This window comes from Chryseobacterium tructae (assembly GCF_030409875.1).
In the GTDB taxonomy this organism is placed as follows: domain Bacteria; phylum Bacteroidota; class Bacteroidia; order Flavobacteriales; family Weeksellaceae; genus Chryseobacterium; species Chryseobacterium tructae.
Map to the genome: position 1 here is coordinate 1,707,397 of NZ_JAUFQR010000001.1, position 24,420 is coordinate 1,731,816.

Genomic DNA, 24,420 nt, shown 5'->3' on the forward strand with positions numbered 1-24,420 from the left:
TTTATCTACAAATCTGTAATTAAATGCTGTAAATCAGGATCATTTTTAATACGTTCAATTTCATTTTCAACTATATTAACTATGTCTAACTTTATTTGACGGTAATTTTTCTCAATCTGCTGTTTCATTCTATCTTCACCAGCTTCATTTACAAAGGATAATATTTCCGGTATATTTTTGTAGGCTTTGGTTTCGGCAGCTACCTTTGCATTATCTACTACAATTTCAGCGTGGAATATCTTTTGTTCGATACGCTCATCAAAGTTATCGGAAACAGAACCTACAAACATACCTTGTGTGAGTGTTGAGATTTTAGAAGCTGGTATAAGACTATCTAATTGTGTCGATATTGAAGTTGAGGTGTCATTCCTGTTGATTGATAAACTTTGACGTTTCTGCAATACTTTCCCGAAGCGTTCTGAAAGGCTTTTTGCTGTTTCGCCAACTACCTGACCACTGAAAATGTTACCAACGGTATTTTGTATAACCTTTGCTTCCTTATCTCCATAATCTCTTATCAATTGCGAATAATCCTGAAAGCCCAGACAAACCGCAACTTTATTACTTCTCGCAGTTGCGATAAGATTATCCAATCCTCTAAAATAAATAGTAGGAAGTTCATCAATGATAACTGAACTTTTTAATTGCCCCTTTTTGTTGATAAGCTTCACAATTCTTGAATTGTACAAGCCTAATGCTGCGGAATAAATATTTTGACGATCGGGATTATTGCCAACGCATAAAATCTTCGGTTCTTTTGGGTTATTTATATCGAGCGAAAAATCATCTCCTGTCATTACCCAATATAATTGTGGGCTAATCATTCTCGATAAGGGAATTTTAGCTGAAGCAATTTGACCCTGTAATTGGTCTTGTGCACCACTTTGCCAGGCATCCATAAATGGTGATAGATAGTTTTCTAAATCGGGATAGGAAGTTAAAATTGTGAATACGTCCGAATACTTTTTATTCAGCAATTCAATAGCGTGAGGAAAAGTGCAATACTTCCCGTTTTCGTATATTTTTAGATACCATATTATAGCTGCCAATAGGATAATTGGGCTTTCCACGAAGAAATCGCCCTGTTTCTGTATCCACGACCTATTAAGGTTAAGCATTATGGTATAAGCCGCTTCGTAAGCATCGCTGATGTCGGTCATAAAATCAGGGTTAAGAGGATTGCAACGGTGGCTCTTGCGTGGGTCGTCGAAGTTTATTACATAAAATTTAGGTTGAATTTTATATTTGTCCCGATGCTTCAGTAAATGATTATAGGCAATGGTAGAAAGGTCGTCAAACTTAAAATCGTAGATGTACATACTAAATCCTTTCTCAATTTGCTGCTTGATGTAATTGTTTACAACGGCATAGGATTTACCGGAACCGGGAGTTCCTAAAACTATCGTTGCCCGAAAAGGATTAACAATATTAACCCAACCGTCATTCCATTTATTCTTGTAATAAAACTTGGTAGGTAGATTGACAGAGTACTCGTTCTCCATCAATTTGGTTTCCTGTTGGAAACTTTCGTTTTCATTATTGAAAACATCATCCATCAAGTTGGTGCGTAATAAACGGCTGATCCATACACCCGCCATCATCAGAGCAATATATCCCAAAGCAAGCGTGAGGATATAAAAGAATGTACCAATGAGGGGTGTTAGCTTCAATAAGAATGTGTTCAGAAAGAACAGTACAAATCCAATTCCCAAAGCCACATAAATTTTAGTCCAGGTTATTTTTTCATTCTTCACGCCTTTGGTTCCCAGACAGCTTAATGCCAACAATACTATTGCAAATACTTTGGTGTAAAGTGTATGTGAAAACAGACCGGCAGTTCGTTGAAAATTGCTCAATATCTTATTGATGACTTCTAACGTCCAGCCACGTTCTATAAAGAAACTGTAGCAGAACCAATAGAGGTGCATCAATACTATAATGATACTTACTGCTCGCATAAAAGCCATAATCTTGGCTAAGCCTCTTAAATCGTCTTCTCCCTGCATTATTTTAAGTTTTAATGTTCGTGCGTGAATTTATGGGCTGTATAGCGTGGCTATAAGAATGTGGTAGTGTTTGGCTGTGAGAGGCGGTGTTTGGCTAAGTTCAATGAAAATATAAGTAATCCTTTTGTTGCAGAACAACTCGTTTTTTATCTTTGCAAGATGCACAATCAGCTTATTCAACTTATCACACAAAATGCAACTCTTTCAGATTTAGAAAGAGATTTATGCATTGGATATTTTGAACCAGTAATGTTTCCTAAAAACCGTATTCTTGAAGAAGAAGGAAAAATACCGGCATACCTATATTTTGTGGTTTCGGGCTTTGTACGTCTGTTCCATTACAATGAAAATGGTGATGAAGTGACAACGCATATTAATTGTCCGCCGGGCTTCATTACTTCCTATGATAACTTTGTTAATCAGAAAAAATCTGATGAAAACCTAGAATGCATTACAGAATGTGAACTTCTTCGGATTAAAAAAGCTGATCTTGATTTGCTTGTACAACAAAGCTCTGCATTTAAAGATTTTAGCATTTTGGTATTTCAGCGATCGTTGTCATACAATGAAAAACGTTCCAAGGAACTTGCAACGCTGACAGCAGAAAAACGTTATTTAAAACTAATGGAAGAATATCCAGAAGTGCTTCATAATGTCCCGATGCAGTACATCGCCTCTTTTCTCGGGATGAACCCAAAAAGTCTGAGCCGTATCCGCAAACAGATTATTAAGTAACATTTGTGAAGTGGTTTTGAATGAGCAAGGCTGAACTTTGCCCTATCATTTAAAATCAAAAGATATGACAAATAAGGAATTAGTATTGGTATCGGGAGCCAATGGACATTTGGGAAATAATCTTGTAAGGTTACTAATTAAAAAAGGATTTCAGGTTCGGGCATCTGTTCGCAATATTAACAGCAAAGAATGTTTCAAGGGATTGGATTGCGAAGTTGTACAAGCAGATATCACAGACAAAGCTTCATTTGTAAGAGCTTTGCAGGGAGTGGATACGTTTTATGCTGTAGGTGCCGCTTTCAAGTTGTGGGCGAAAGATCCCAAAAAAGAAATCTATGATGTGAATATACAGGGTACCAGATTTACAATTGAAGCCGCAGCTGATGCTGGTGTTAAGAAGATTGTTTATGTGAGTTCTATTGCCGCTTTAGATTATACTAATCTGCCTACGAAAGAAAGTAATGGATACAACCCTGACCGAAGAGATATGTACTACAATTCTAAAAATGATGGTGAAAAGCTTGCTTTTCAACGGGCTAAAGAATTGGGGATTGCACTGGTATCCGTGATGCCCGGAGCTATGATTGGTAGTGAAGCTTTTCTTCCTTTGAATGTTTCGTATGGTGTTTTAAGATTGATACTGAACAAGCAAATTCCGATGGACACAAAAATTACGTTGAATTGGGTGGATGTGAAAGATGTGGCAGAAGGCTGTTATCTGGCAGCACAAAAAGGTCGCTCGGGAGAACGTTATATTCTTGCCAACGAAAAGTGTATGACTATTACAGATACAACAAAGCTGGCCCAAGAACTCTACCCCGAACTAAAACTGAAAGTACCTGGTTCTGTTCCTAAATTCGTACTATATGCAATTGCAGGCCTGATGGAATTTCGGCAAAGTTAAGCGGGAAGCCACCTGTGCTAACCACCAAGGAAATTGCTATGTTCTCTGGTTTGCAACAGGATTTTGATATTTCTAAATCAAGAAATGAATTGGGATTTAATCCAAAAGATGGCAAAGAAGCAGTAAAAGAAGCAATGGATTATTTGATAAAAAATAAGTTTTTACTTTAAATGCATATTGATAGCAAATGATTTAATGAGGTATCCTAATCGCTAAATATCTGATTAGGATATCTTTATTAATGACCTCTTTTCCGTTTACGTTTCTTCTTCATTTTGTTGGTAAAATCCTGTTCCTCATAATCCTCGCCCTGTGCTTCGGGTAGCAAGCCGCCCAATGCTTCAATTAAACCGTCTTCGTGTTTGTGTGTAGTTAAGAAGTCGAACAAATGGTGTGGTTGCTCCGCAGGAAGATCCGCATCATCTGAGGTGGATATTTTTGGCTTTTGTATGGCAGGTTCTTTTATATCCGGTTTGATGTTATTGTTCCAATAATCATTAAAGGTATTCGCAGAAAGTTCCTTGCTTAAACGTGAACCCTTCCAGACTGATTTAGAATTGTGATCTATAAAAGTTATTCCGTAAATACGCCCAGCTTCATTTCTACGCACCACCACGTTAATGCCCTGTTCGCCTAACTGCTTTTTAAAAGCCTGCTCATCACTTGTTGATTTCAGGGCAATGGTAACTGCGGATTGTAAAGTTTTTTGGGTTGGATTGGCTTTCAAAGCCTCTTTGCTTTTTGAAAAATGCAGTTCCAAAGTTGGTAGCCCTGCGTTCTTTCCGAATAAGGAAGCCTTGAAAGGATGTCCGGCTCTTTCTCCCTTTTCGTTTAAAGGAATATACAGTAATCCCTGCTTCATCTTTCCCTGCAATTCGCCCTCCACTTTTTCGGTGGTAACATTGAACAGGGAAAGCAAAGCATTGTATTCTCCCAAAGTTTGGTATTGATAATAGTTCGGCAGGTGTCGTACTACCGAAGCGATTTGGCTTTTCACATCTCCAGCCCGATAATCCACTGGAAGGAATACCTTATCATTTTGTTTATGTTCCTTGTCCGTGGCTGGTATCAATCCGTGTTTCCTTTCAAGTTCACGGCATACATTCATAGACCGCATTTTTTCGAACTTGTCAGAAATTTTTTTGCCCTCTTCGTCCACGCAAACCGATACGATGTGGATATGACTACGGTCAATATCGGTATGTTTGAATACCACAAAAGGCTGTTCGCCGTAACCCATTTCCCTCATATATTCTTCCGCCATTTCCCTAAACTTGTCATCACTTACCTTGTCTTTCGGGTCGGGATTGAGCGAAATATGCAACGTATGCTTTTCTGTATTGCGGTTGGCTATCAGGTATGGAGCAAAAGATTGAGCTAATTGAGCAACGGAATAATGACCATTAGCGGTTTCAATCATTTTATTGGCAAACAAAATCTGTCCGTTTTCATTCTCCACTTTGAGCTGATTGTACGCCAATGCACCGTATAAATTTCCGCTTCTGCCAATTTTCGCTATCATTTCTAAGGCTATTTTTTCAGATACTTTGCTTCAAATTCCTCACTTATCTGAATGATTTTTTGGCATAACACCGCCATTTCAGCCGTCTGTTTTTCCAATTTGTAGAGAAATGCTGCTGCCTTTTTCTCGGAAAAATGACGGTACAACAGCTTCACAATCTGATTGTAATTCACGCCTACGGAACGGAACTGGCTGTGAAAAGAAGTCAGCCGCATATAAAAATCAACCGTTCCTTTGTCAATTTTGACCGATTTCATTTCCTTATTGAACAGCAGGGAAATGATAAACTTTGCTTTATTGGGCATTCCCGATGCTTCAAAAAGCGATAAAAGTTTGGCATTTTCTTCGTCTGTAAGACGGAAAACGTGGCGGTGGATGCTTGGGTCGGTTTTAGGTCTCCGTCCGCCCTTATTCTGTTTTTTGTTACTGTTGTCGTTCATCACTAATCCATTTTTAATCCACACAAAACTTCGACTTCGGAGAGTGTTTTTTAGCCCCCTGCTAAGGGCAAGTTGTTTTGAGGCACTAACTCGGTTTCGAGTGCCTCAAAACACAACTTGCCGTGTTCTGATGAACACAATAATCCGCCCTGCGGGACGGATTGATTTTAACAGGGAAAAACGGATCGATGCCGTTCCCGTTACCCTCCGATTTGTGAAAAGACTTTTGCATAAATCCGTTAATAAAAATCATTTTACAAAGTAAAGCCCTGTTCACAAAAGTGTTGCTATATACTAACCGGACAAACACTGCCTTTGAACGCCAAACACTGCCACACATCAAGAAGCGGATAAATCAATCGCTTTATTTGCCGTATAATTTTAGTGCAGGCAGTAAAAAATGTATTTCAACAAGGAAGAAAATCGGGTCTGCAAAAAGGTAGTTTGGAATAAAAGCATAAGGTTTTAAAAGCATAAAACTATAAAAGTGTAAAAGCATAAAAGCGGTAAGGCAATTTACCTCTTGCAAGGTTTACCACTTGCCTAAGAATATACCTGATAAGGCAAAAACGAAAGCAAATAACTGTGCAGGAAAACACCCAAAAGGGAAAGCAGGAATATGGGATTGAGGTAATGTTCAGGTAAACAAATATGCAATCCCGCAAAACAAATAAAATGTGTAACAATAAATTTTTAAATAATGGAAACAACAAAGAGAACTTTAAAAATCAGCTTCTCCACCCAAAAGGGCGGTGTGGGAAAATCGACAATGACCACCTTGCTGGCAAGTGTGCTTCATTACCGTTTAGGGTTTAATGTGCTGGTAATGGATTGCGACTTTCCGCAACATAGCCTGACCAATATGCGTGAACGGGATAAGAGAACCATAATGCAGAACGACTACCACAAAAAAGCTGCAATGAAACAGTTCCAAGCCATCAACAAAAAGGCTTACCCTATTATCAAATGCAAGGCTGAAACGGCTCTGGACAAAGCATCGGAATATACAAACCAATCGGCGGTTGTGCCGGATGTGGTTTTCTTCGACCTGCCGGGAACAGCCAATACCAAAGGTGTTCTGACTACTTTAAAAAAAATGGATTTTATCTTTTCGCCCATTACTGCCGACCGTTTGGTAGTGGAGAGTACATTGGGCTTTACCAAAGCTTTTCTCGGGCTTCCCCAAACGGATGATGGCAATGCGGAACAAGAGATTTGGCTGTTCTGGAACCAAGTGGATGGTAGGGAAAAAACAGGTTTGTATGATGCCTATCAAAGTGTAATCAAAGAACTCAACCTGCCCATAATGGAAACAAGGATAATGGACAGCAAGCGTTTTCGTAAGGAAACAGACGATACGGGCAATTATGTATTCCGTTCAAGTTTACTACCTGCCGAACCACAGCTAATGAAAGCAACCAAAATGGATTTGTTTGTTGAGGAATTTTTAAAAATCGTTCATCTGTAAAAAACGCAAATTATGGCATCTGATAACAAAAACAACGATTTTAAAAAGCCAGATGTTGATGAGGATTACCTTATGAACATTATAAGCGGCGATGAGCTTGCTACTCCGTCAGCCAATAAGCAGCAGGATATTCCAAAGGAAACCAAGCCAAGAGAAAAAGCCCGCAACAGTTCATCAAATAAAGTGGATTATGAGGAAACATTTCTGGTCAATCGGTTTCCGTCAGGGCGTAATGGCAAGGTAGTTTACATACGTCCTGAATACCACGAAAGATTGCTTCGCATTGTGCAACTGACAAGGGAAGAGCGAACAACGCTCTATTCTTATATTGACAATATCCTTGAACAACATTTTAAAGATTACGGGGACGATATTACCCATTATTTCAATGAACATTTTAAACCTATTTTATGATGAAAAAAGCAAAGAAAAATAAGAATGCAGTTGCCCAAAGCAACCATTCTGAAAGTGTAAACGAAAAAGTTCAGGTAACTTATGAAAACGCATTTCTGCAAATGAATAAAACACAGAAACGAGGCAATAAAAGCATATACCTAAGCCCTGAACATCACGAGCGTTTAACCCGTATTGTACAGATTATAGGCGATGATAAAATGCCCTTGTTTGCCTATCTCAATAATGTCCTTGACCATCATTTCAGGGTATTTGAGAATATGATTACAAAGGAGTTTAACGAAAAAAACAAATCTCCATTTGAATAATTATCTGATGTTATGGAAATAGTAATTGTGATATGCCTGCTGATAGTTATTGCCCTGCTTTTGCAGGACAAGATTGTCATTAAAAGAAAGTCGGAACAAAAGCCGATGCAGAAAAAAGTTAATCCAAATCTGCCCGATATTATGGGTCAGCCCAAGCCTGTAAGAAGCCTTTCAGTGCCAAACACTGCCAATGAAAGCCAAATAGAGGAACGGGAGATAAATCCCGATAATTTAGACATAGAATACGACGAAAATGAAAACGTCGGTGTTCAAATTCCGCAGGAAGAGCTGGACGAAGTTTTTAGCAATATGCCTGATTTTGAAGAAGAGGAAGAAGAATGGAACAGGTACGGAATATCTGGTAGCGATGACAGTCTTGCCCAAGGGGTTACCTACGACGAACTAAGCTCCATAGAGGCTTTGCTCCAAAAAGAAAATTTGGAACAGGCTCAAAAGGAAACCGCGGTGGCGATAGTTCAAAGATTACAGGGTACTGAATTATTCAGCCTATTAGAAAATTCCATTGAGGGTGCATCCCGAAGAATAGCCGAGCTTTTGGATAGCACGCTTGCTACAGAAACGGATGCTGGTTCTTCCACTTTGCGGAAAAATGATTTGAATGACTTTGACATTGGGGAGTTTGTCTGAAGGGCAACTCCCCTTTATTGTTTAATGATTAATATAGAATATTATGGAAAGGAAATTACCCACAATACTTATTGAAGGAACAGAGTTCATCATTGATGTAAACAGATTAGAATTTCGGGAGAAAGCTGATGAAAGAAACATTTGTCACTTCATTTGATGAAAGATATTGAGGGAGGGTATCAATTTAGCTATGGACTGCAAAGCAAGAATACACCCAACATCTGGACGGATGAAAAGAGTATTACAGTAAAAATACCCGAACTGGTGGAGCTTGATCCTCTTGGAATGTCAACTAAGTACAAAATTCCTTTAGAACAGTTGAGAGGCAAGACAGACTTTGAGATTATGGTTAACCAGTACGCCTTTGATAGGCGTATGGAGAAAGGTCAACTTCCTACCATAGATATAGCCGGTGAAATTTTCCAAGTGGAGTTGGATAAAGATAAACTTATTCCCAAAGCTGATCCGTTTGCACATGGCATCGATATACCATCATTTGGAAATCCAGACCACATTATTGGAGATTACACCTTTGCTTATGATCCTATAAAAAGGGAAATCGTAGAGCTGGACTATCTGAAAATTTTGGAATTGCCGAAGGATTTAATAGCAATCAATCTGCCTTATGCTTTTCGGCTTGATCCGATCGGATGGAATATAAACCTTAACAGAGACCCTAAATGGGGATTGAAGACAATAGATTTTAAAATGGAACATCAATCACCGAAAATACCTTGGGAAAAGACAGACCTGCCTGAAATCATAAAGGAAAACCTCGAAGAGTTAAGAAAAAAACAAGCAGAACAAAAGAAGAATATCCCTCAACAGCCTACAAAAAAAGGAAGAAGGATGTAAATGTGATGAACAATGGGAAGAGAACTGCCGGAAATTGAAATCAAGGGAACTGCATTTATTGTCGATGTTCTCAAAGAAGAGTTAAGGGAAAAAGCCAACCCTGAAAATGCGATGCGAATAAAGCTCATGCACTACGCAGGTGAAAGAGGCTACTCGTTTCATTATGATCTGAATAAAAAGAATTTCCCTGACATTGACCGGATAATTGAATTTGGTTTACCTCAAGGTACGCCCGAGATCAGGATACCGGAACTAAAGAGCATGGATGCAGTGGGCATGGCTAAAAAATATAACGTTAGTCTAGAAGCGGTGAAAGCAAAGGGAGACTTTGAACTGTCGATAAAGCCGGGAAGTTTACACGATCTGCGTCTGAATAAAGGCATATTGCCGACACTTGATATTGCAGGTCATACATTCTATGTTGATCTACAGATGAACAAACTACGGCCAAAGGACGACTTTAAATCCAAAGGCATCAACTTCACGGAAATAAAAGACTATTATGACCGTGATAGACGGGCATTTGTCATTCCATATAATCCTACTACCCGCGAATTTCAACAAGACGATGTTTCAGCACTGACTGAACTGCCCAAAGATATTATTATTGTGCAGTTCCCCGGTCAGTATGATTTGGATATAGTGGGATGGGATAAAAAGCATGGAAACAGCCTTACCACCCAATACCTGAAGCAAATGCACTTTGAAGCCAGAACCCTGCCCTGGGCGGAAACCAATCTGATAGAACATATAAAGCGCAATGTTTCGGAACAGCTATTGCCAAAAGACGAATATGTCGTTAATGAGCCAAAGGATCATCTTTATAGAATAGCCACTGATACAGAAAGGAAACTTCCAATATATAAGATAGACGGCGTAGAATTTATTGTGGATGTCAATCAGTTGGAATTGCGTGGAAAAGACAACCCGAAAAATGTGATTTCTATAAGGGATATGGAAGAACTGCCAACAGAAGGCTATAAATTTTGGTTCAGCCCAAAGAGCAAAGGTCTGACAAAATACTCTGAATGGGAAGCAAAATATATTGAAATACCCGATTTTGTGAAACTTGATCCGATAGGCATGGCAAAGAAACACAACATTTCCGAAGATCGGATAGTGCAAATGGACGATTTCATATTAATGGTCAATCAAGATGCGTTTGATAAAATTGCCAATAGAAGGATTTTACCAACCATAGATATCGCAGGGCATACCTTTTACATCGACTTGTTAAACGATAGGTTACAACCTAAAGACGATGTTTGGTCACGGGGCATCATTTTTTCAGAACTCAATTATTATCATTCGCACAAAGACAACACCTTTACCATTCCTTACAACCAAAGAACACATACCTTTCAGGAAGTGAGCCTCAATGTAAAGGAAATTCCCGAAGACCTTATTGTAATACAAATTCCCGGCAAGCGTACTCTTGATCCCATTGGACAGAATAAGGCAGGGAACTTAAATAATTCGGACTTTCTAAAAAAGAGGGAGTGCATCTGCAACATGAAGCCAAAGTAATACCTTGGCATCAGACCCGATTTGCGGAAACCATCAAGCGTAATTATACGCAGCAGATAAAACCAGAGCAAAAACCTATCATTAGTCAACCACAGGAAAAAGAAACAATAAGTAAAAGAAAAGGTCGTAGAATGTAACTATGAAAGAAACGACTTCGACCTAGCGAAAACGTAATTTGGGGAATTTGATATCGGGGGAGTTTGCGTGAGCAAGCTCCCTTCTTGTTTCGCTAAGAGTTTCTTGAAATACTCTCAAAATTTATCTGACCTACTTTGTTTGTATTGTTTATAATATTAAATTCGCACTGTATGCTCATTAAATAGCACTATATGAAAATCAACAGACTAAAGGTTATATTGGTCGAACAATCTAAGACTAGTAAATGGCTAGCCAAAGAGCTGGGTAAAAGTGAAAGCACTGTGTCAAGATGGTGCACTAATGAAATACAACCGTCTGTTGAAACATTAGCTCAAATTGCACAGCTTTTAAAAGTGGATATTAAAGAGTTTTTAAACTCAACAGAGCTAAGTTAACTATTACCTCAAATTGATGTCTGGGGTAAAATGTATCAAATTTATAAAGACAAATCTTTTGGAAAGATTTAAAAATGAAAGAACAACAAGAAAAATATAATTTACCTGAAGGTTGGGCATGGACTACTATAGGAGAAATAGCATTACTATCTAGTGGAGGTACGCCAGATAGAGGGAATCACAGCTATTATAATGGTGATATTCCTTGGGTAAAATCTGGCGAATTGAATCATGGTACAATAATTAAAACTGAAGAGACAATAACCCAAGAAGCGATTGAAAATTCTAGTGCTAAAATAGTTCCTTCAGGAACATTACTAATCGCTTTATATGGATCAACAGTAGGAAAATTAGCATTCTTAGGAATAGATGCTACAACAAATCAAGCTGTTGCTGCTCTAAAAACAACAAGTAGCTTTGAAAGTAAATATCTATATTATTATTTGTTACATAATAGAGAGAGGCTTTTACAGAAAAGAGTTGGTGGAGCACAGCCTAATATTAGCCAAAAGATACTACAAGTATTTCCTATTCCTATATCTACTTTAAAAGAACAACGAGTAATAATTCAACAAATAGAATCATTATTTAGTAAGCTTGATGATGCTGAAAAGGGATTAAAAAAAGCAATTGACAGCTTGAAAATTTATAGACAGGCAGTCTTGAAAAATGCCATTGAAGGTGTATTGACTAAGAATTGGAGGCAGGATTTATCTATGGATGCTCATCAGGAATTGACAAATATAAAGAGAAAGAGAAAAGAGAAATATGATGCGGAGATAGAAAACAAAAAAAGGAAAAAGATCAAAATTGATTTTGAATTTGATTATAAAAGAGATGATGAAATTTATAGTTGGGCAATATCTAGTTTAGATAATTTAGTTAATATGAATGCCAGAATTGGTTGGCGAGGATTGACAAAGAAGGAGTATACTAATGAAGGAGCTCTTTTTCTTTCCGTCCACTCTTTAAATTATGGGAAAAATGTTGTTTTTAAAGATGCGAATTTTGTTTCAATCGAGCGATATGAAGAAAGTTCAGAGATACAATTGAAAATAAATGATATTTTACTATGCAAAGATGGGGCTGGTATTGGTAAAGTAGGAATTATTAAAAAGCTGCCTGGTAAAGCCACTGTAAACTCTTCATTATTAGTCATAGATTCAAGAGAGGTCTTCAATCCAGATTTTTTATATTATTTCTTTCTCGGTCCTAATATGCAACGTTTGGTGAATGAAAAAATATCTGGAAGTGCTATTCCGCATCTATTTCAAAAAGACATAAAGAAATTCAAATTAAAGGTTCCTCCTATATTAGAACAAGATAAGATTGTCGAAATATTAGAATCGAGATTTACTTTAGTTGATAATTTAGAAAAATCCGCACAAAATGTTTTGAAGGAAATTATTGCGCTTAGACATTCAATTCTAAAAAAGGCATTTGAGGGTAGACTTGTTAACTATATTTCAAATGGATCCATAGAAGATTTGTTGAAAGATATACAAGAAGAAAAAAGATTATATCTTGAAAAGCAAAAAGAAATAAATCTTAACAAACCAAAAGAAAAGAAAAAAATGGAAGAGAAAAAATCCATACTTGAAATTTTGAAAGAATCTAATACACCAATATCTGCTCAAGAGTTGTGGGAAAAATCAACGAGCGATGGAGATATTGAACGATTCTACAGTGAAATAAAAGAAATTTACTATCAAATTGATGAGTTGAAATCAGAGACAGAATCACTTTTAACTTTAAAAGATGAAAATAAATAACGTACAAATAAAAGGTAGATTCAAGAATCTGGAAGATTTTTATTTTGATTTTGGTGAAAATTCCATGGAGACAGTATTGCTTGGATTAAATGCTACTGGTAAGTCTAATTTTATGGAGGCGTTGGTTATCATCTTTAGAGATTTAGATCTGGAAAGAGTTCCAATGTTACATAAGCAAAGTCAACCTTTTGAATATAAGATTAAATATACCTGTCGTGACAAAGTTATAGAAGTTGATTATTCAGTAAAAACAGGATATACTTTCTGTATAGATGGTGAAAAATTGAAATCAAAAACACAGTTTTTCAAAAACAAAAATGAATATTTACCGAGCCATGTTTTTGTTTACTACTCGGGTTTAAGTGAGCGTTTAAAATCTTTGTACGCAGATCACAAGATTCAGCAATTCAAGAAAATGATGGATCCAAAATCTAAATATGAGGACTTTAAAGAAATGCCTCGTATTTTCTTAGTTGAGCCAATTCATGCCAGTTTTGCTTTAATCGCTTTTTATTTATTTGACGAGAAAGAGAAAGAAACTATTGATTTTTTAAAAAGAGAACTTAATATAGTAGATTTTGGTTCAGCGCTTTTTATGCTAAAGCAACCTAATTGGTCTAAATCTCGTAAAGATCCGGATCATTTTTGGAATACAGCAGGCTTAGTTCGAAGGTTCATTGAAGATTTGTGGAATTTTTCTATTGTACCAATGTTTTACAAGGAAACTGTGAGAGGAGCTTTAAATAAAAGAGAAACACTAAACAGGCTCTTTCTTTTCTTGAAAGATAAAGAAGCTATCAGAGCATTTGTCGAGATGAAATATGAAAATAAGATAACCCTATTTAATGCTTTATGCAGTCTTCATTATTCTGAATTAGTAGAGGATCAGGATGTCAGGATAAAAGTTTTAAAAGAACACGTTGAAGACGAATTGGCTATGGGTGAACTTAGTGAAGGTGAAAAGCAATTAATTACAGTTCTTGGCCTACTTAAATTCACAAAAGATGATGAAGCACTTATTCTTCTCGATGAGCCGGATACTCATTTGAATCCGTTATGGAAATGGAAATACCTGGAGTTTTTAGAAAATGTAGTTAGTAAATCTGCTAAGACACAAATCGTTTTTTGTACGCATGATCCATTAGTTATAGGTGGATTAGATAAAGAACAAATACGTGTCTTTAAAAAAAATGAGAACTTAGAAACGATTGTAGTAGAGCCAGATATAAGCCCTAGGGGCTTAGGAGTTGCTGGTATTTTAACAAGTCCACTATTTGGAATGCCAACGACCCTTGACAGAGCAACAAATGAATTGTTAGAAGAGAGAAATTTATTACTGTATAAACAAAGTAAGGGTAATTTCACTGATGCTGATCAAAAAAGGCTTAAAGAACTTTTTGAAGTTTTGAGTAATGAGGGATTTAACTACACATTTAAAGATCCTGATTTTTCTGAATTTATTGCAAAAAAAATGGATAATCAAAATGCGAAAGACTCATGATTTACATTGACAATACTAAGCTTGAAAAACCTAATCAGAAATGGTTGAATAAAGTGGGCATATTACTAGAAAAGCTTAAAGAAGCGGAAAATAACGATGATAGAAATAAAATAATCGATCAAAATCACCGTATATGGAAGCTCTTAAAAGATAGCTTAAAGGTATTGTCATGCGGAAAGTGTTGGTATTCGGAAACCAAAAATCCGTATTCCCATTTGCATATAGATCATTTTAGACCAAAAAAAAGAACAGAAGATATATTTGATAAACTTACCCCTCTCAAAGATGGGTATTGGTGGCTGACTTTTGAAATTACTAATTATCGACTATGTGGAAGTGTCGGAAATGTAAAAAAGGGAGACCATTTTGCAGTAAAGTATAATAGAGTTGTTCAACCTGGGCCAATTTCTGATGAGGTATATTACTTCCTTGATCCTACAGTGAAAGAGGATGTCAAGCTTTTAAATTTTGATAACAACGGAAGCATAAAACCTTCGGCTCCTGAAAATTTAGAAAAATGGAATCATGACAGGGCTAAGTATACGATTGAGTACTTAGATTTAAATTACCCAGATTTGCAAGAAGCTAGAAAACTAAAGTGGCAAGACACAACAATTATTATAAAGGAAGTAAATCGATTAAACTCCGTATATAATAATGAGCCGACTAATCAAAATAAATCCAAAAAAGAGTTTGAAATTAACAAACTAAGAACGATGCTTTCTCTTGAACAGGAATTAACCTCTACAGTTCGCTCTTGTTTAAGAGCATCTGGAGAAGATTGGGCATATAAATTACTTGAAGAATAAAAAAATGGCATCAACAAACATATTAGTAGCAAAAATCTGGTCATTCTGTGATACTCTTCGCGATGACGGATTAGGTTATGGCGATTACTTGGAACAACTTACTTATTTGCTTTTTCTCAAAATGGCAGATGAAAATAAAAATCAGTATCAAATTCCTGATGGATGTGATTGGCAAGAGTTGAAATCTTCTAGTCAAATAATAGAAACTTACGAATTAATATTAAAAAAGCTCTCTAATTCGGGCGGCATGCTTAGCAAAATATTTGCGGGAGCATTAAACAAAATACACGATTCTGTTAAGCTTAAAAAATTAATTAACCTAATTGATGAAGAAGATTGGACTTCACAGGAAATAGATGTTAAGGGTGAGATTTATGAATCCTTATTACAAAAAAATGCTGAAAATAGCGGAGCGGGTCAATATTTTACGCCTAGGGCGGTAATTACTGCAATGGTTGAATGTATGCAACCCAAACCAAAGGAAAAAGTTGCAGATCCTTCTTGTGGTACAGGTGGTTTCTTTTTGGGTGTACTTAATCATTTAAGAAATATTAAACTTAGTAAGTCGGAACAAGAGTTTTTGAAATTCCATACATTCAAAGGATGGGAAATTGAAAAAGCTACGGCTCGACTATGTTTAATGAACCTCTTCTTGCACGGAGTTGGGGATTTGAAAGAAACTCCTGAAATAGAGGTTAAGGACAGCCTGAAAAGAGCGGACGGAGAGGTGTTAGAATCTGAAAAAATTGACATAGTACTTGCTAATCCTCCTTTTGGGATAAGTAGTAGTGATATACCAACAACAGATAACAAGCAAGCAGAAAAAGACGGCTATTTTCTGAGGAAGGACTTTTGGGTAACTACAAGTAATAAACAATTAGCATTTTTACAGCATATTGTAACTATGTTAAATGAGAATGGTCGTGCAGCCGTTGTTCTTCCAGACAATGTACTCTTTGAAGGAGGTGCTGGTGAAACAATTCGGAAAAAACTTCTTGAAAACACAAATTTACATACAATACTAAGACTACCTACAGGAATTTTTTATGCTCAAGGAGTAAAATCAAATGTGCTTTTCTTTCAAAAAGAATCTAGATCGGATTTACCAGCAACTAAAGACGTTTGGATTTATGATTATCGAACAAACATCAGACATACTCCCAAAAAGAATCCATTAAAGCACGAACATTTAGAAGATTTCATAAGGTGTTTTAATGCAATTAACATTTCAAAAAGAAAAGAGACATGGGGTCAAGAGAATGAAAATGGTCGTTGGCGTAAATATTCTTATGATGAAATAATAGAAAAAGATAAAACGAATTTGGATATATTTTGGCTAAAAGATGATAATCTTATTGACTTGGATAATCTCCCTGATCCAGAAGTATTGATTGATGATATTATTGAAAATATTGAAAGTGCCTTAGCCAATTTTAGAACGATTAAGGATTCGTTGAACTAGACATACAAAACCTTTTGCATGAATGATTTTTTAAATGATAATATTTTTAATGTCGATTGTGATTTATTATTAATCCCAATTTCAACAGCTGGCACCATTTCTAATTCTTTTAGAAGTGGTTTAGAGGAATTAGATATTGCAGAAGATCTTTGGGAAAATAAGAAATATGAACTTGGTGATGTCAAAATATTACCTAAAAAATCGAAGAGAAAATTCATAGCTTTTGTTTGTACTGTCGATGGACATGATAGTGCTTACTATGCAATCAGATTAATAGGGAAAAGACTTGCAGAAAAAGTAGTAGAGTTAAAATATATTAGAGAAATAGCCTCTCCAATACTAGGTACAGGAGCAGGCAAGCTTCAGCCGGATTTAAGTCTAAATATTATGCGTTCTGCGTTCTATGAAAACAAAAATGTGGAGGGCATCAGGCTAACGTTTTGTACTCCAGATGAAGAAATACATTATTCTGTAAAAAATCATACTCTAGATATAGATACTAGTAGTGGACAACTCGTTATTGAAGCCGAAATTCCAAATATTCGGATAAACGAATTTATTGAAAGAATCCAATATGATACAGAATTTTATTATGAATTAGCTGAAAGAAAATTTAATGAATATATTGAACATAAATTACCCAAAGATTTTTATGAGAAATTAGCGAATCAATTTAAATCTTCAGGAATTACCTTTAAAGAATTCATCAATTCTGATTTATCTAATGAGCAACATGAATTTACAATACTTTGTGGAGAACTAATCGCTTACATTGATTTTAATGCATATCATAAAAATATCTGGAATAGAAATCCAGATAAACGTGTATTAGCTAAATCCGCAGTCCGTCAGAATGATTGGTTTTTAAATTTGATTAAATTCAAATTGACCGATAAACATAATTCTTTGAGTCCAAGTATTAGAAATGCATTTGCATACTTGAAATCTCCAAGTTTTAATCTCACCATGCTTTCTGAAAATCATAGAAAGAAAGCTTTTGACAATATTTTCCCAGATAGAAATTACAATGGTGAATTTGAAGAAACAGTATTAAGTTTTTTTAGGAGACTAGGAATAAAATCTCAAAATCCTCAAAATTTTGGAGCCCTGTGTAGTCGAATTCTTTACCTCCCTTTTATCAAGCCAATTTGGAATGAAACCGTAACAAAAGATCACACCCTTGAAGACAATTTAGGATATACAGATTTATCATTGGCAAGTTTCCGAATTGAGGAATGTTTAAGAACAAATTCAAAAATATTGGATTTAGGAAATTGTGGACTAGGTGATTTGGAGGTTATACCAGAACTTTTTGAATGCACTCATATAGAGGTGTTAATCTTAAGTAATGAATGGGCTGAATATAAAAATGGTAAATGGAGAAAACTTACTAGTAAAAACAAAGGAAATAAAAACAGCATTAAATCTTTGCCAGAATTAATGAATGAATTGTCCGAACTAAAAGTCTTGGTTTGTGGAGGCGATTGGAATGAGTACAATAATCAGAAATGGAACAGATGGGGTATTACTTCTCTTACTTCTATTTCTAAACTAAGTAAACTAGAATACTTAAATCTAAGTAATAATGAGTTATCTAATATAATAGGTTTAAAGAAATTAACCTCTCTAAAAGTTGCTCACCTAAATAATAATAAAATTTCGAAGGTAGAGCTTTTAAATGAGTTGAATAATCTTAAAGAGCTATATCTTAGCAATAATAAGATCAAAACGGTTGACTTTATCAGCAAGTTAGAAAGTATTGAAACAATAGACTTGCATAACAATTTTATTAGGGATATTAGACCAATCACAAGAATAATTGACCGTATTGGGATAAGCAATGATAAGTGGGAGTTAAATACATTAAACATAGCAAAAAATCCGTTAGAATTACCACCAATGGAAATTGTAAATCTTGGTAAAGATGAGGTTTTGGGAGTACTCGACGATATAGAAAAAAGAGGACGTTATATTAATAAAGACATTAAGGTCATCCTAGTAGGAAACAGTGAGGTTGGTAAATCAACGTTGGTAAAATATCTGGATAAAGAAAATGGCCTTGAAGATGACCATCTTCCTACTCTTTGGATGGAAGAGAAAATTATAAATAGTAAGTATTCAGTTAATACCATCGGAGAAGAGTGCTTATTACATATTTTTGATTTTGGAGGCCACGATTATTACCATGATACTCATCATTTATTCTACAGCACAAATACAATTTATCTTCTTCTATGGGATAAAGAAACTAATAATTTGAATTCAAGAAAAATCACTCAGAGAACAAGAGAAAATTTAGAAATTGCAATTGAAACTCAAGATTATCCAATAAGATATTGGCTAGATTCCGTAAAGTTTTACACAAAAGATGTTGAAGCAGATAATTTTGAATTTGTAATAAAAAGAGAAGTTACTTATGATAGTCCACTTCTTTTGATACAGAATAAGGTTGATGACGCTTCCAATATTATATTTCAGAACAGTAAGGCTCTCAAAAGTGATTATTCTTTTATTTATGACATGATTAATATCTCTATTAAACCTAAAAGAAATTTAGATCATTTTGATAGTTTGTTTTTAGAAATGCTCAATAAAATGAATATTATTGGTGCCGTTCTCCCTAAATTCTATGAGGCAATAAAAAATAATATAAATTCTTATAAAGGGAAGCCAGTACTAACCTTTTTAGAATTTATGAGTTATTGTAATGGAATAATCCAAGACCCTATTGACAATTCCCAAGCTAAAAGATTAGTTAAATATTTAGAACAGGTAGGACTTGTATTATGTAAAAGTAAAGACACTGATGAAAAGATATATATAGATAAGAAATGGGTAATTGAGAACATGCATAAAGTTCTTGAAAAACTGATGGAAAAAAAAGGAGAATTTAAACGAGATTATGTAGTAAGAATTCTTGGAACAGATGATGATAAGGTTGATGACTTATTATTAATGATGGAGGAATTCAAAATTATTTTCAAAAATCCTTATTCAGATGTTTACATCGCTCCACTTTATTTGCCTAAAATTCCAGATGGAAAAATAAAGTTATTTCTTAATGAAAATCAGATTACATATAGAAGATTTGAGTTCAAAGGATTCATTCAAAAAAATGTTATTTTAAGCATATTTCAGAAATTTGGAACTCTTTTTTCTTCGGATAAAAATAAAGATATATTCTATTATTGGAAAGATGGTTTGATTATAAAGAACCCTAATACAGAAGAAATTATAATGATAAGGTTTCATCTTGGTAATGAAAATGGGAATGCCTGTATTGATATTTATGATTTATCTCAAAAAGAGAAACCAATATTCAGAGATGATGTGCTCAAATTCATTAGAGATGTTAATCAAGGTTATGAACTCGAAGAAATGGTTACCTTGGATGGTATTGATTACATATCAAAAGAATTACTTGAAGATAATGCCAAAATAGGTAAACATGTCTTTTCAGAAAAGAAATTATCTGAACCTGTGAAATCAGAACAACAAAAGCTTTTTAAACTAAAAGATTACATGGATTTTATAGACAACCCCGTTAAAAAGAAAAAAGTAGTAATATCGTATTCAAAGAAAGATCTTGCACAAATTCATATTTTGAAAAGGTATTTGAGACCTTTGGTAGATGCTGAACTAATTGAAGAGCCATGGTACTGTACCAGTTTAAATCCTGGTGATGATTGGGATGGAAAAATCAAATATAAATTTCAAGAAGCAGACATTATATTTTTCATGGTAAGTGAATATTTTTATAGCACCAAATATATTATTGATCACGAAATAAAAACTGCAATAGATCGGTATGATAATAAGGAAAATATAAAAATTGTACCCGTGATTTTGGAATTTTATGATTGGGGTAGAAAGGAACCATACAATCTTCAGCGTTTCTCTGCTCTACCTTATCAAGCTAAACCACTTAGTGATTTTAGTAATCCCAAAATGGCTTGGAATACTATTACAGCATCGGTAAGAATGATGATTGAAAAAGATTTAGATCCTGGGAAAATTGAAATAATAAGTCGTGATCTTGAAGAAATTTACGAAAGACAAGTTAAAGGAAAATTAGATAATAATTCATTATAATTCTTCGCATCTTCTTACCTATTTTATCACATTATTTAGGTCATAATTTTTTTAAGAACTATTTAATATTTAAAAAAAGGAAGGAAAAATAAGCATAAAAAGGGCTGTTTCTAATAGGGAGACAGCCCTTTCTTGTTTTAAATACCGCCACTCACCGCCAAACAATTCCTTTGACTACCACTTTGTTAGACTGCCTCATTTTCTGAAACACCTTTGTCACGAAAGCCCACAAGGTGTGGGTTAAGGATAACTAATTAATGTGTTTCAATTATGGAAAAACAGAGAAAAAAAGTTTTGCTGGCAGCAGTGGCAATGCTGTCAGGAATTGGTGCATTCGCACAGGGAAACGGCACAGCCGGTATCAACGAGGCTACCCAAATGGTAACAAGTTATTTCGATCCCGCAACGCAATTAATCTACGCCATCGGTGCGGTGGTTGGGCTCATCGGAGGCGTTAAGGTGTATAATAAGTTCAGCAGTGGTGACCCTGATACATCGAAAACTGCGGCGAGCTGGTTTGGTGCGTGTATATTCCTTATCGTGGCAGCTACTATTCTGCGTTCATTCTTCCTTTAGTCCTTTGTCTTATGAACAGTTACAACATAAACAAAGGTATCGGAAGGACGGTTGAGTTTAAAGGGCTGAAAGCACAATACCTGTTCATCTTCGCCGGTGGACTTCTCGGTACACTTATCCTTGTGATGATACTGTATATGGCAGGCGTAAACTCCTACATATGCCTTCTCCTCGGAGTAGGTGGTGCTTCCTTAATCGTGTGGCAGACCTTTACTGAACAGAAAGTATGGCGAACACGGACTGATGAAAATCGGAGCAAACAAAAGACATCCCCGCTACATCATCTGTCGCAAGCCTGTACACCGCTATTTAAAGTTCACGCCTAAAGCCAAAACCGTATGAGAAATGCATCTAAAACAACAACGCTGGAAAACAAATTTCCTTTGCTGGCAGTAGAGAACAACTGCATCCTATCCAAAGATGCGGACATTACAGCCTGCTTTGCTGTGCGTTTGCCGGAACTCTTCACGGTAGCTTCCGCGGAATACGAAGCCATGCATTCCGCCTGGCACAAAGCGATCAAAACCTTGCCCGATTTTACGGTTATCCACAAACAGGATTGGTACATCAAAGAAAACTACGCTCCCGATCTGGCTAAGGAAGACCAGAGTTTTTTGGCAAAATCCTATCAGCGCCATTTCAACGAACGTCCTTTTCTTAACCACTACTGCTACCTATTCCTTACCAAGACCACAAAGGAAAGAATGCGGATGCAAAGCAACTTCAGTTCGCTTTGCAAAGGTTCACTGATACCAAAGGAAATCAGGAACAAGGAAACGATACACCGATTTATGGAAGCGGTAGCACAGTTTGAACGTATCGTGAACGATAGCGGTTTCATAACCCTGCAACGCCTTACCGAAGACGAAATTATCGGAACGGATGATAAACAGGGATTACTGGAGCAATACCTTACGTTGTCAAGAGAAACAGGAACACCAATGCAGGATATCGCACTCGGAACTGAAGAAGTTCGTATTGGCAACAAAAGATTATCACTGCATACTTTGTCCGATACGGAAGACCTGCCTGGAACAGTATCAGCAGATACCCGATTTGAAAAACTATCCACCGACCGGAGTGACTGCCGTTTATCATTCGCCGCTCCCGTAGGCTTGCTATTGAGCTGTAACCATATCTACAACCAATACCTGTTTTTAGACAACAGCGAAGACAACCTGCAAAAGTTTGAGAAGTCTGCAAGGAATATGCACTCTTTGGCTCGGTACTCCAGAGCTAATCAAATCAACAAAGAGTGGATAGAAAAGTACTTGAACGAAGCCCACAGCTTCGGGCTGTCCTCCATTCGTGCGCACTTCAATATAATGGCGTGGTCGGAAGACCCGGCAGAACTGAAACAGTTGAAAAATGACTGTGGAAGTGCCTTGGCACTAATGGAATGCAAGCCAAGACACAACACTACGGACGTAGCCACATTGTATTGGGCAGGAATGCCGGGCAATGCAGGCGATTTTCCGAGTGAGGAAAGTTTCTATACGTTTATTGAGCCTGCATTGTGCTTTTTTACGGAAGAAACCAACTACCACAATTCGCCATCGCCATTCGGTATAAAGATGGCTGACCGACTGACCGGAAAACCAATCCATCTGGATATTTCGGATCTGCCGATGAAACGTGGGATTATCACGAACCGAAACAAGTTTATACTTGGTCCTTCAGGTTCGGGAAAATCGTTCTTCACCAACCATATGGTAAGGCAGTATTACGAACAGGGTGCTCACGTCCTGCTCGTAGATACAGGTAATTCCTATCAGGGCTTATGCGAACTCATCAAAGGAAAGACCAAAGGTGAAGACGGTGTTTACTTCACTTATACCGAAGACAATCCTATTGCCTTTAATCCATTCTACACCGATGATGGCGTGTTCGATATTGAAAGCGTGAAAGTGTAAAGACCTTGATACTGACACTTTGGAAACGTGATGACGAACCGCCAACCCGTTCTGAAGAAGTCGCTTTATCCAATGCTGTTTCCGGCTACATAGAGCGTATCAAAAACGAGGGTATTTTTCCTTCTTTCAATGGCTTCTATGAGTATGTGCAAGGAGATTACCGCAAGGTACTAGAGGAAAAACAGGTCAGGGAAAAAGACTTTGACATCGCCAATTTCCTCAACGTACTGGAGCCCTATTATAAGGGTGGCGAATATGATTACCTACTTAATTCTGATAAGCAGTTAGACCTTTTATCCAAACGCTTCATTGTATTTGAAATTGATGCGATCAAGGATCACAAAATTCTCTTTCCCATAGTGACCATCATTATTATGGAGGTGTTTATCAACAAGATGCGAAGGCTTAAAGGTATCCGAAAACTCATTTTGATTGAGGAAGCATGGAAGGCAATTGCGAAGGAAGGGATGGCAGAATACATAAAATATTTGTTTAAAACCGTCAGGAAATTCTTCGGAGAAGCCATTGTCGTAACGCAGGAGGTGGACGACATCATCCAATCGCCAATCGTCAAGGAAAGTATCATCAACAATTCCGACTGTAAAATCCTATTAGACCAGCGCAAGTACATGAACAAATTCGATGATATACAGGCGATGTTGGGGCTGACCGACAAGGAAAAAGGACAGGTGCTTTCTATCAATATGAACAACGACCCATCAAGGCTTTACAAAGAAGTATGGATCGGTTTGGGGGGAACCGAGTCTGCCGTATATGCCACAGAAGTGAGTTAGAGGAATATCTCGCCTATACCACCGAAGAAACGGAAAAAATGGAAGTCATGCAACTCGCCGGAGAATTGGACGGCAATGTAGAGCTCGCCATTAAGCACATCGCTATGCAGCGACGTGATAAATCAAATCAATAGTCATTAA

At 36.4% G+C, this 24,420-nt stretch carries 19 protein-coding genes and 2 pseudogenes; 18 read left to right on the forward strand and 3 right to left on the reverse strand.

The window, feature by feature from the left end:
- Positions 1 to 5: 5 nt before the first annotated feature.
- A complete protein-coding gene (gene mobC / locus QWZ06_RS08310; RefSeq protein WP_290297142.1) occupies positions 6 to 2,006 on the reverse strand; it encodes a conjugal transfer protein MobC in 2,001 nt (666 codons plus the stop codon).
- Between the two features lie 90 nt (positions 2,007 to 2,096).
- On the opposite strand from mobC, the gene QWZ06_RS08315 reads away from it, so the two are divergent.
- The 3 genes from QWZ06_RS08315 (at position 2,097) to QWZ06_RS08325 (ending at position 3,815) form a co-directional block, all read left to right on the forward strand.
- Complete coding sequence (locus tag QWZ06_RS08315; protein WP_353959945.1) at positions 2,097 to 2,741, forward strand: Crp/Fnr family transcriptional regulator; 645 nt, start codon at positions 2,097 to 2,099, stop codon at positions 2,739 to 2,741.
- A gap of 64 nt (positions 2,742 to 2,805) precedes the next feature.
- Positions 2,806 to 3,645: an NAD-dependent epimerase/dehydratase family protein gene (locus tag QWZ06_RS08320; protein WP_290297145.1), complete on the forward strand. Its 840-nt coding sequence runs from the start codon at positions 2,806 to 2,808 to the stop codon at positions 3,643 to 3,645.
- A 14-nt stretch (positions 3,646 to 3,659) separates the two neighbouring features.
- Entirely contained in the window at positions 3,660 to 3,815 is a 156-nt protein-coding gene (locus tag QWZ06_RS08325) for a hypothetical protein (protein ID WP_290297147.1), read from the forward strand.
- A gap of 68 nt (positions 3,816 to 3,883) precedes the next feature.
- Here the strand turns inward: QWZ06_RS08325 and mobB are convergent, their stop codons facing one another.
- Together mobB and mobA are read right to left on the reverse strand one after the other, a co-directional pair.
- The gene (gene mobB, locus QWZ06_RS08330) at positions 3,884 to 5,167 is read right to left on the reverse strand and encodes a conjugal transfer protein MobB (protein WP_290297148.1); all 1,284 of its coding nucleotides are present in this window, start codon (positions 5,165 to 5,167) and stop codon (positions 3,884 to 3,886) included.
- A gap of 8 nt (positions 5,168 to 5,175) precedes the next feature.
- Positions 5,176 to 5,607 (reverse strand): conjugal transfer protein MobA, encoded by a 432-nt coding sequence (gene mobA, locus QWZ06_RS08335; RefSeq protein ID WP_290297150.1) that lies wholly within the window; start codon positions 5,605 to 5,607, stop codon positions 5,176 to 5,178.
- Positions 5,608 to 6,307: 700 nt separating this feature from the next.
- Here mobA and QWZ06_RS08340 point away from each other — a divergent pair.
- The 15 genes and pseudogenes from QWZ06_RS08340 to QWZ06_RS08410 all read left to right on the forward strand — a co-directional run bounded on the left by QWZ06_RS08340 (position 6,308) and on the right by QWZ06_RS08410 (position 24,413).
- The gene (locus QWZ06_RS08340) at positions 6,308 to 7,075 is read left to right on the forward strand and encodes a ParA family protein (RefSeq protein WP_290297152.1); all 768 of its coding nucleotides are present in this window, start codon (positions 6,308 to 6,310) and stop codon (positions 7,073 to 7,075) included.
- A 12-nt stretch (positions 7,076 to 7,087) separates the two neighbouring features.
- Positions 7,088 to 7,489: a DUF3408 domain-containing protein gene (locus QWZ06_RS08345; RefSeq protein ID WP_290297154.1), complete on the forward strand. Its 402-nt coding sequence runs from the start codon at positions 7,088 to 7,090 to the stop codon at positions 7,487 to 7,489.
- Entirely contained in the window at positions 7,486 to 7,797 is a 312-nt protein-coding gene (locus tag QWZ06_RS08350; protein WP_290297156.1) for a DUF3408 domain-containing protein, read from the forward strand. The genes QWZ06_RS08345 and QWZ06_RS08350 overlap by 4 nt, the downstream gene beginning before the upstream one ends.
- Before the next feature lie 12 nt (positions 7,798 to 7,809).
- The gene (locus QWZ06_RS08355; RefSeq protein ID WP_290297157.1) at positions 7,810 to 8,445 is read left to right on the forward strand and encodes a conjugal transfer protein TraD; all 636 of its coding nucleotides are present in this window, start codon (positions 7,810 to 7,812) and stop codon (positions 8,443 to 8,445) included.
- Between the two features lie 156 nt (positions 8,446 to 8,601).
- The gene (locus QWZ06_RS08360) at positions 8,602 to 9,300 is read left to right on the forward strand and encodes a hypothetical protein (RefSeq protein ID WP_290297158.1); all 699 of its coding nucleotides are present in this window, start codon (positions 8,602 to 8,604) and stop codon (positions 9,298 to 9,300) included.
- A 12-nt stretch (positions 9,301 to 9,312) separates the two neighbouring features.
- Positions 9,313 to 10,827 carry a hypothetical protein gene (locus QWZ06_RS08365; RefSeq protein ID WP_290297159.1) on the forward strand — a complete coding sequence of 505 codons (1,515 nt, stop codon included), beginning with the start codon at positions 9,313 to 9,315 and terminating at the stop codon, positions 10,825 to 10,827.
- Positions 10,828 to 11,156: 329 nt separating this feature from the next.
- Positions 11,157 to 11,360, forward strand: a complete 204-nt coding sequence (locus QWZ06_RS08370; RefSeq protein WP_290297161.1) for a helix-turn-helix transcriptional regulator — start codon at positions 11,157 to 11,159, stop codon at positions 11,358 to 11,360.
- A gap of 74 nt (positions 11,361 to 11,434) precedes the next feature.
- Positions 11,435 to 13,132, forward strand: coding sequence for a restriction endonuclease subunit S (locus tag QWZ06_RS08375; protein WP_290297163.1), 1,698 nt, complete (start codon positions 11,435 to 11,437; stop codon positions 13,130 to 13,132).
- Positions 13,119 to 14,633: an AAA family ATPase gene (locus QWZ06_RS08380; RefSeq protein WP_290297164.1), complete on the forward strand. Its 1,515-nt coding sequence runs from the start codon at positions 13,119 to 13,121 to the stop codon at positions 14,631 to 14,633. The genes QWZ06_RS08375 and QWZ06_RS08380 overlap by 14 nt, the downstream gene beginning before the upstream one ends.
- On the forward strand, positions 14,630 to 15,442 hold the full coding sequence (locus tag QWZ06_RS08385; protein WP_290297166.1) for an HNH endonuclease family protein: 813 nt from the start codon (positions 14,630 to 14,632) through the stop codon (positions 15,440 to 15,442). Before QWZ06_RS08380 ends, QWZ06_RS08385 begins: the two co-directional genes overlap by 4 nt.
- 4 nt (positions 15,443 to 15,446) lie before the next feature.
- The gene (locus QWZ06_RS08390; RefSeq protein WP_290297167.1) at positions 15,447 to 16,904 is read left to right on the forward strand and encodes a type I restriction-modification system subunit M; all 1,458 of its coding nucleotides are present in this window, start codon (positions 15,447 to 15,449) and stop codon (positions 16,902 to 16,904) included.
- Between the two features lie 18 nt (positions 16,905 to 16,922).
- Entirely contained in the window at positions 16,923 to 20,996 is a 4,074-nt protein-coding gene (locus QWZ06_RS08395; RefSeq protein WP_290297169.1) for a leucine-rich repeat domain-containing protein, read from the forward strand.
- 270 nt (positions 20,997 to 21,266) lie between these two features.
- Positions 21,267 to 21,572 (forward strand): DUF4134 domain-containing protein, encoded by a 306-nt coding sequence (locus tag QWZ06_RS08400; protein ID WP_026706465.1) that lies wholly within the window; start codon positions 21,267 to 21,269, stop codon positions 21,570 to 21,572.
- Positions 21,573 to 21,583: 11 nt separating this feature from the next.
- Positions 21,584 to 21,914, forward strand: a pseudogene (locus QWZ06_RS08405) (DUF4133 domain-containing protein).
- Positions 21,911 to 24,413, forward strand: a pseudogene (locus QWZ06_RS08410) (TraG family conjugative transposon ATPase). The pseudogenes QWZ06_RS08405 and QWZ06_RS08410 overlap by 4 nt, the downstream one beginning before the upstream one ends.
- Positions 24,414 to 24,420: the final 7 nt, after the last annotated feature.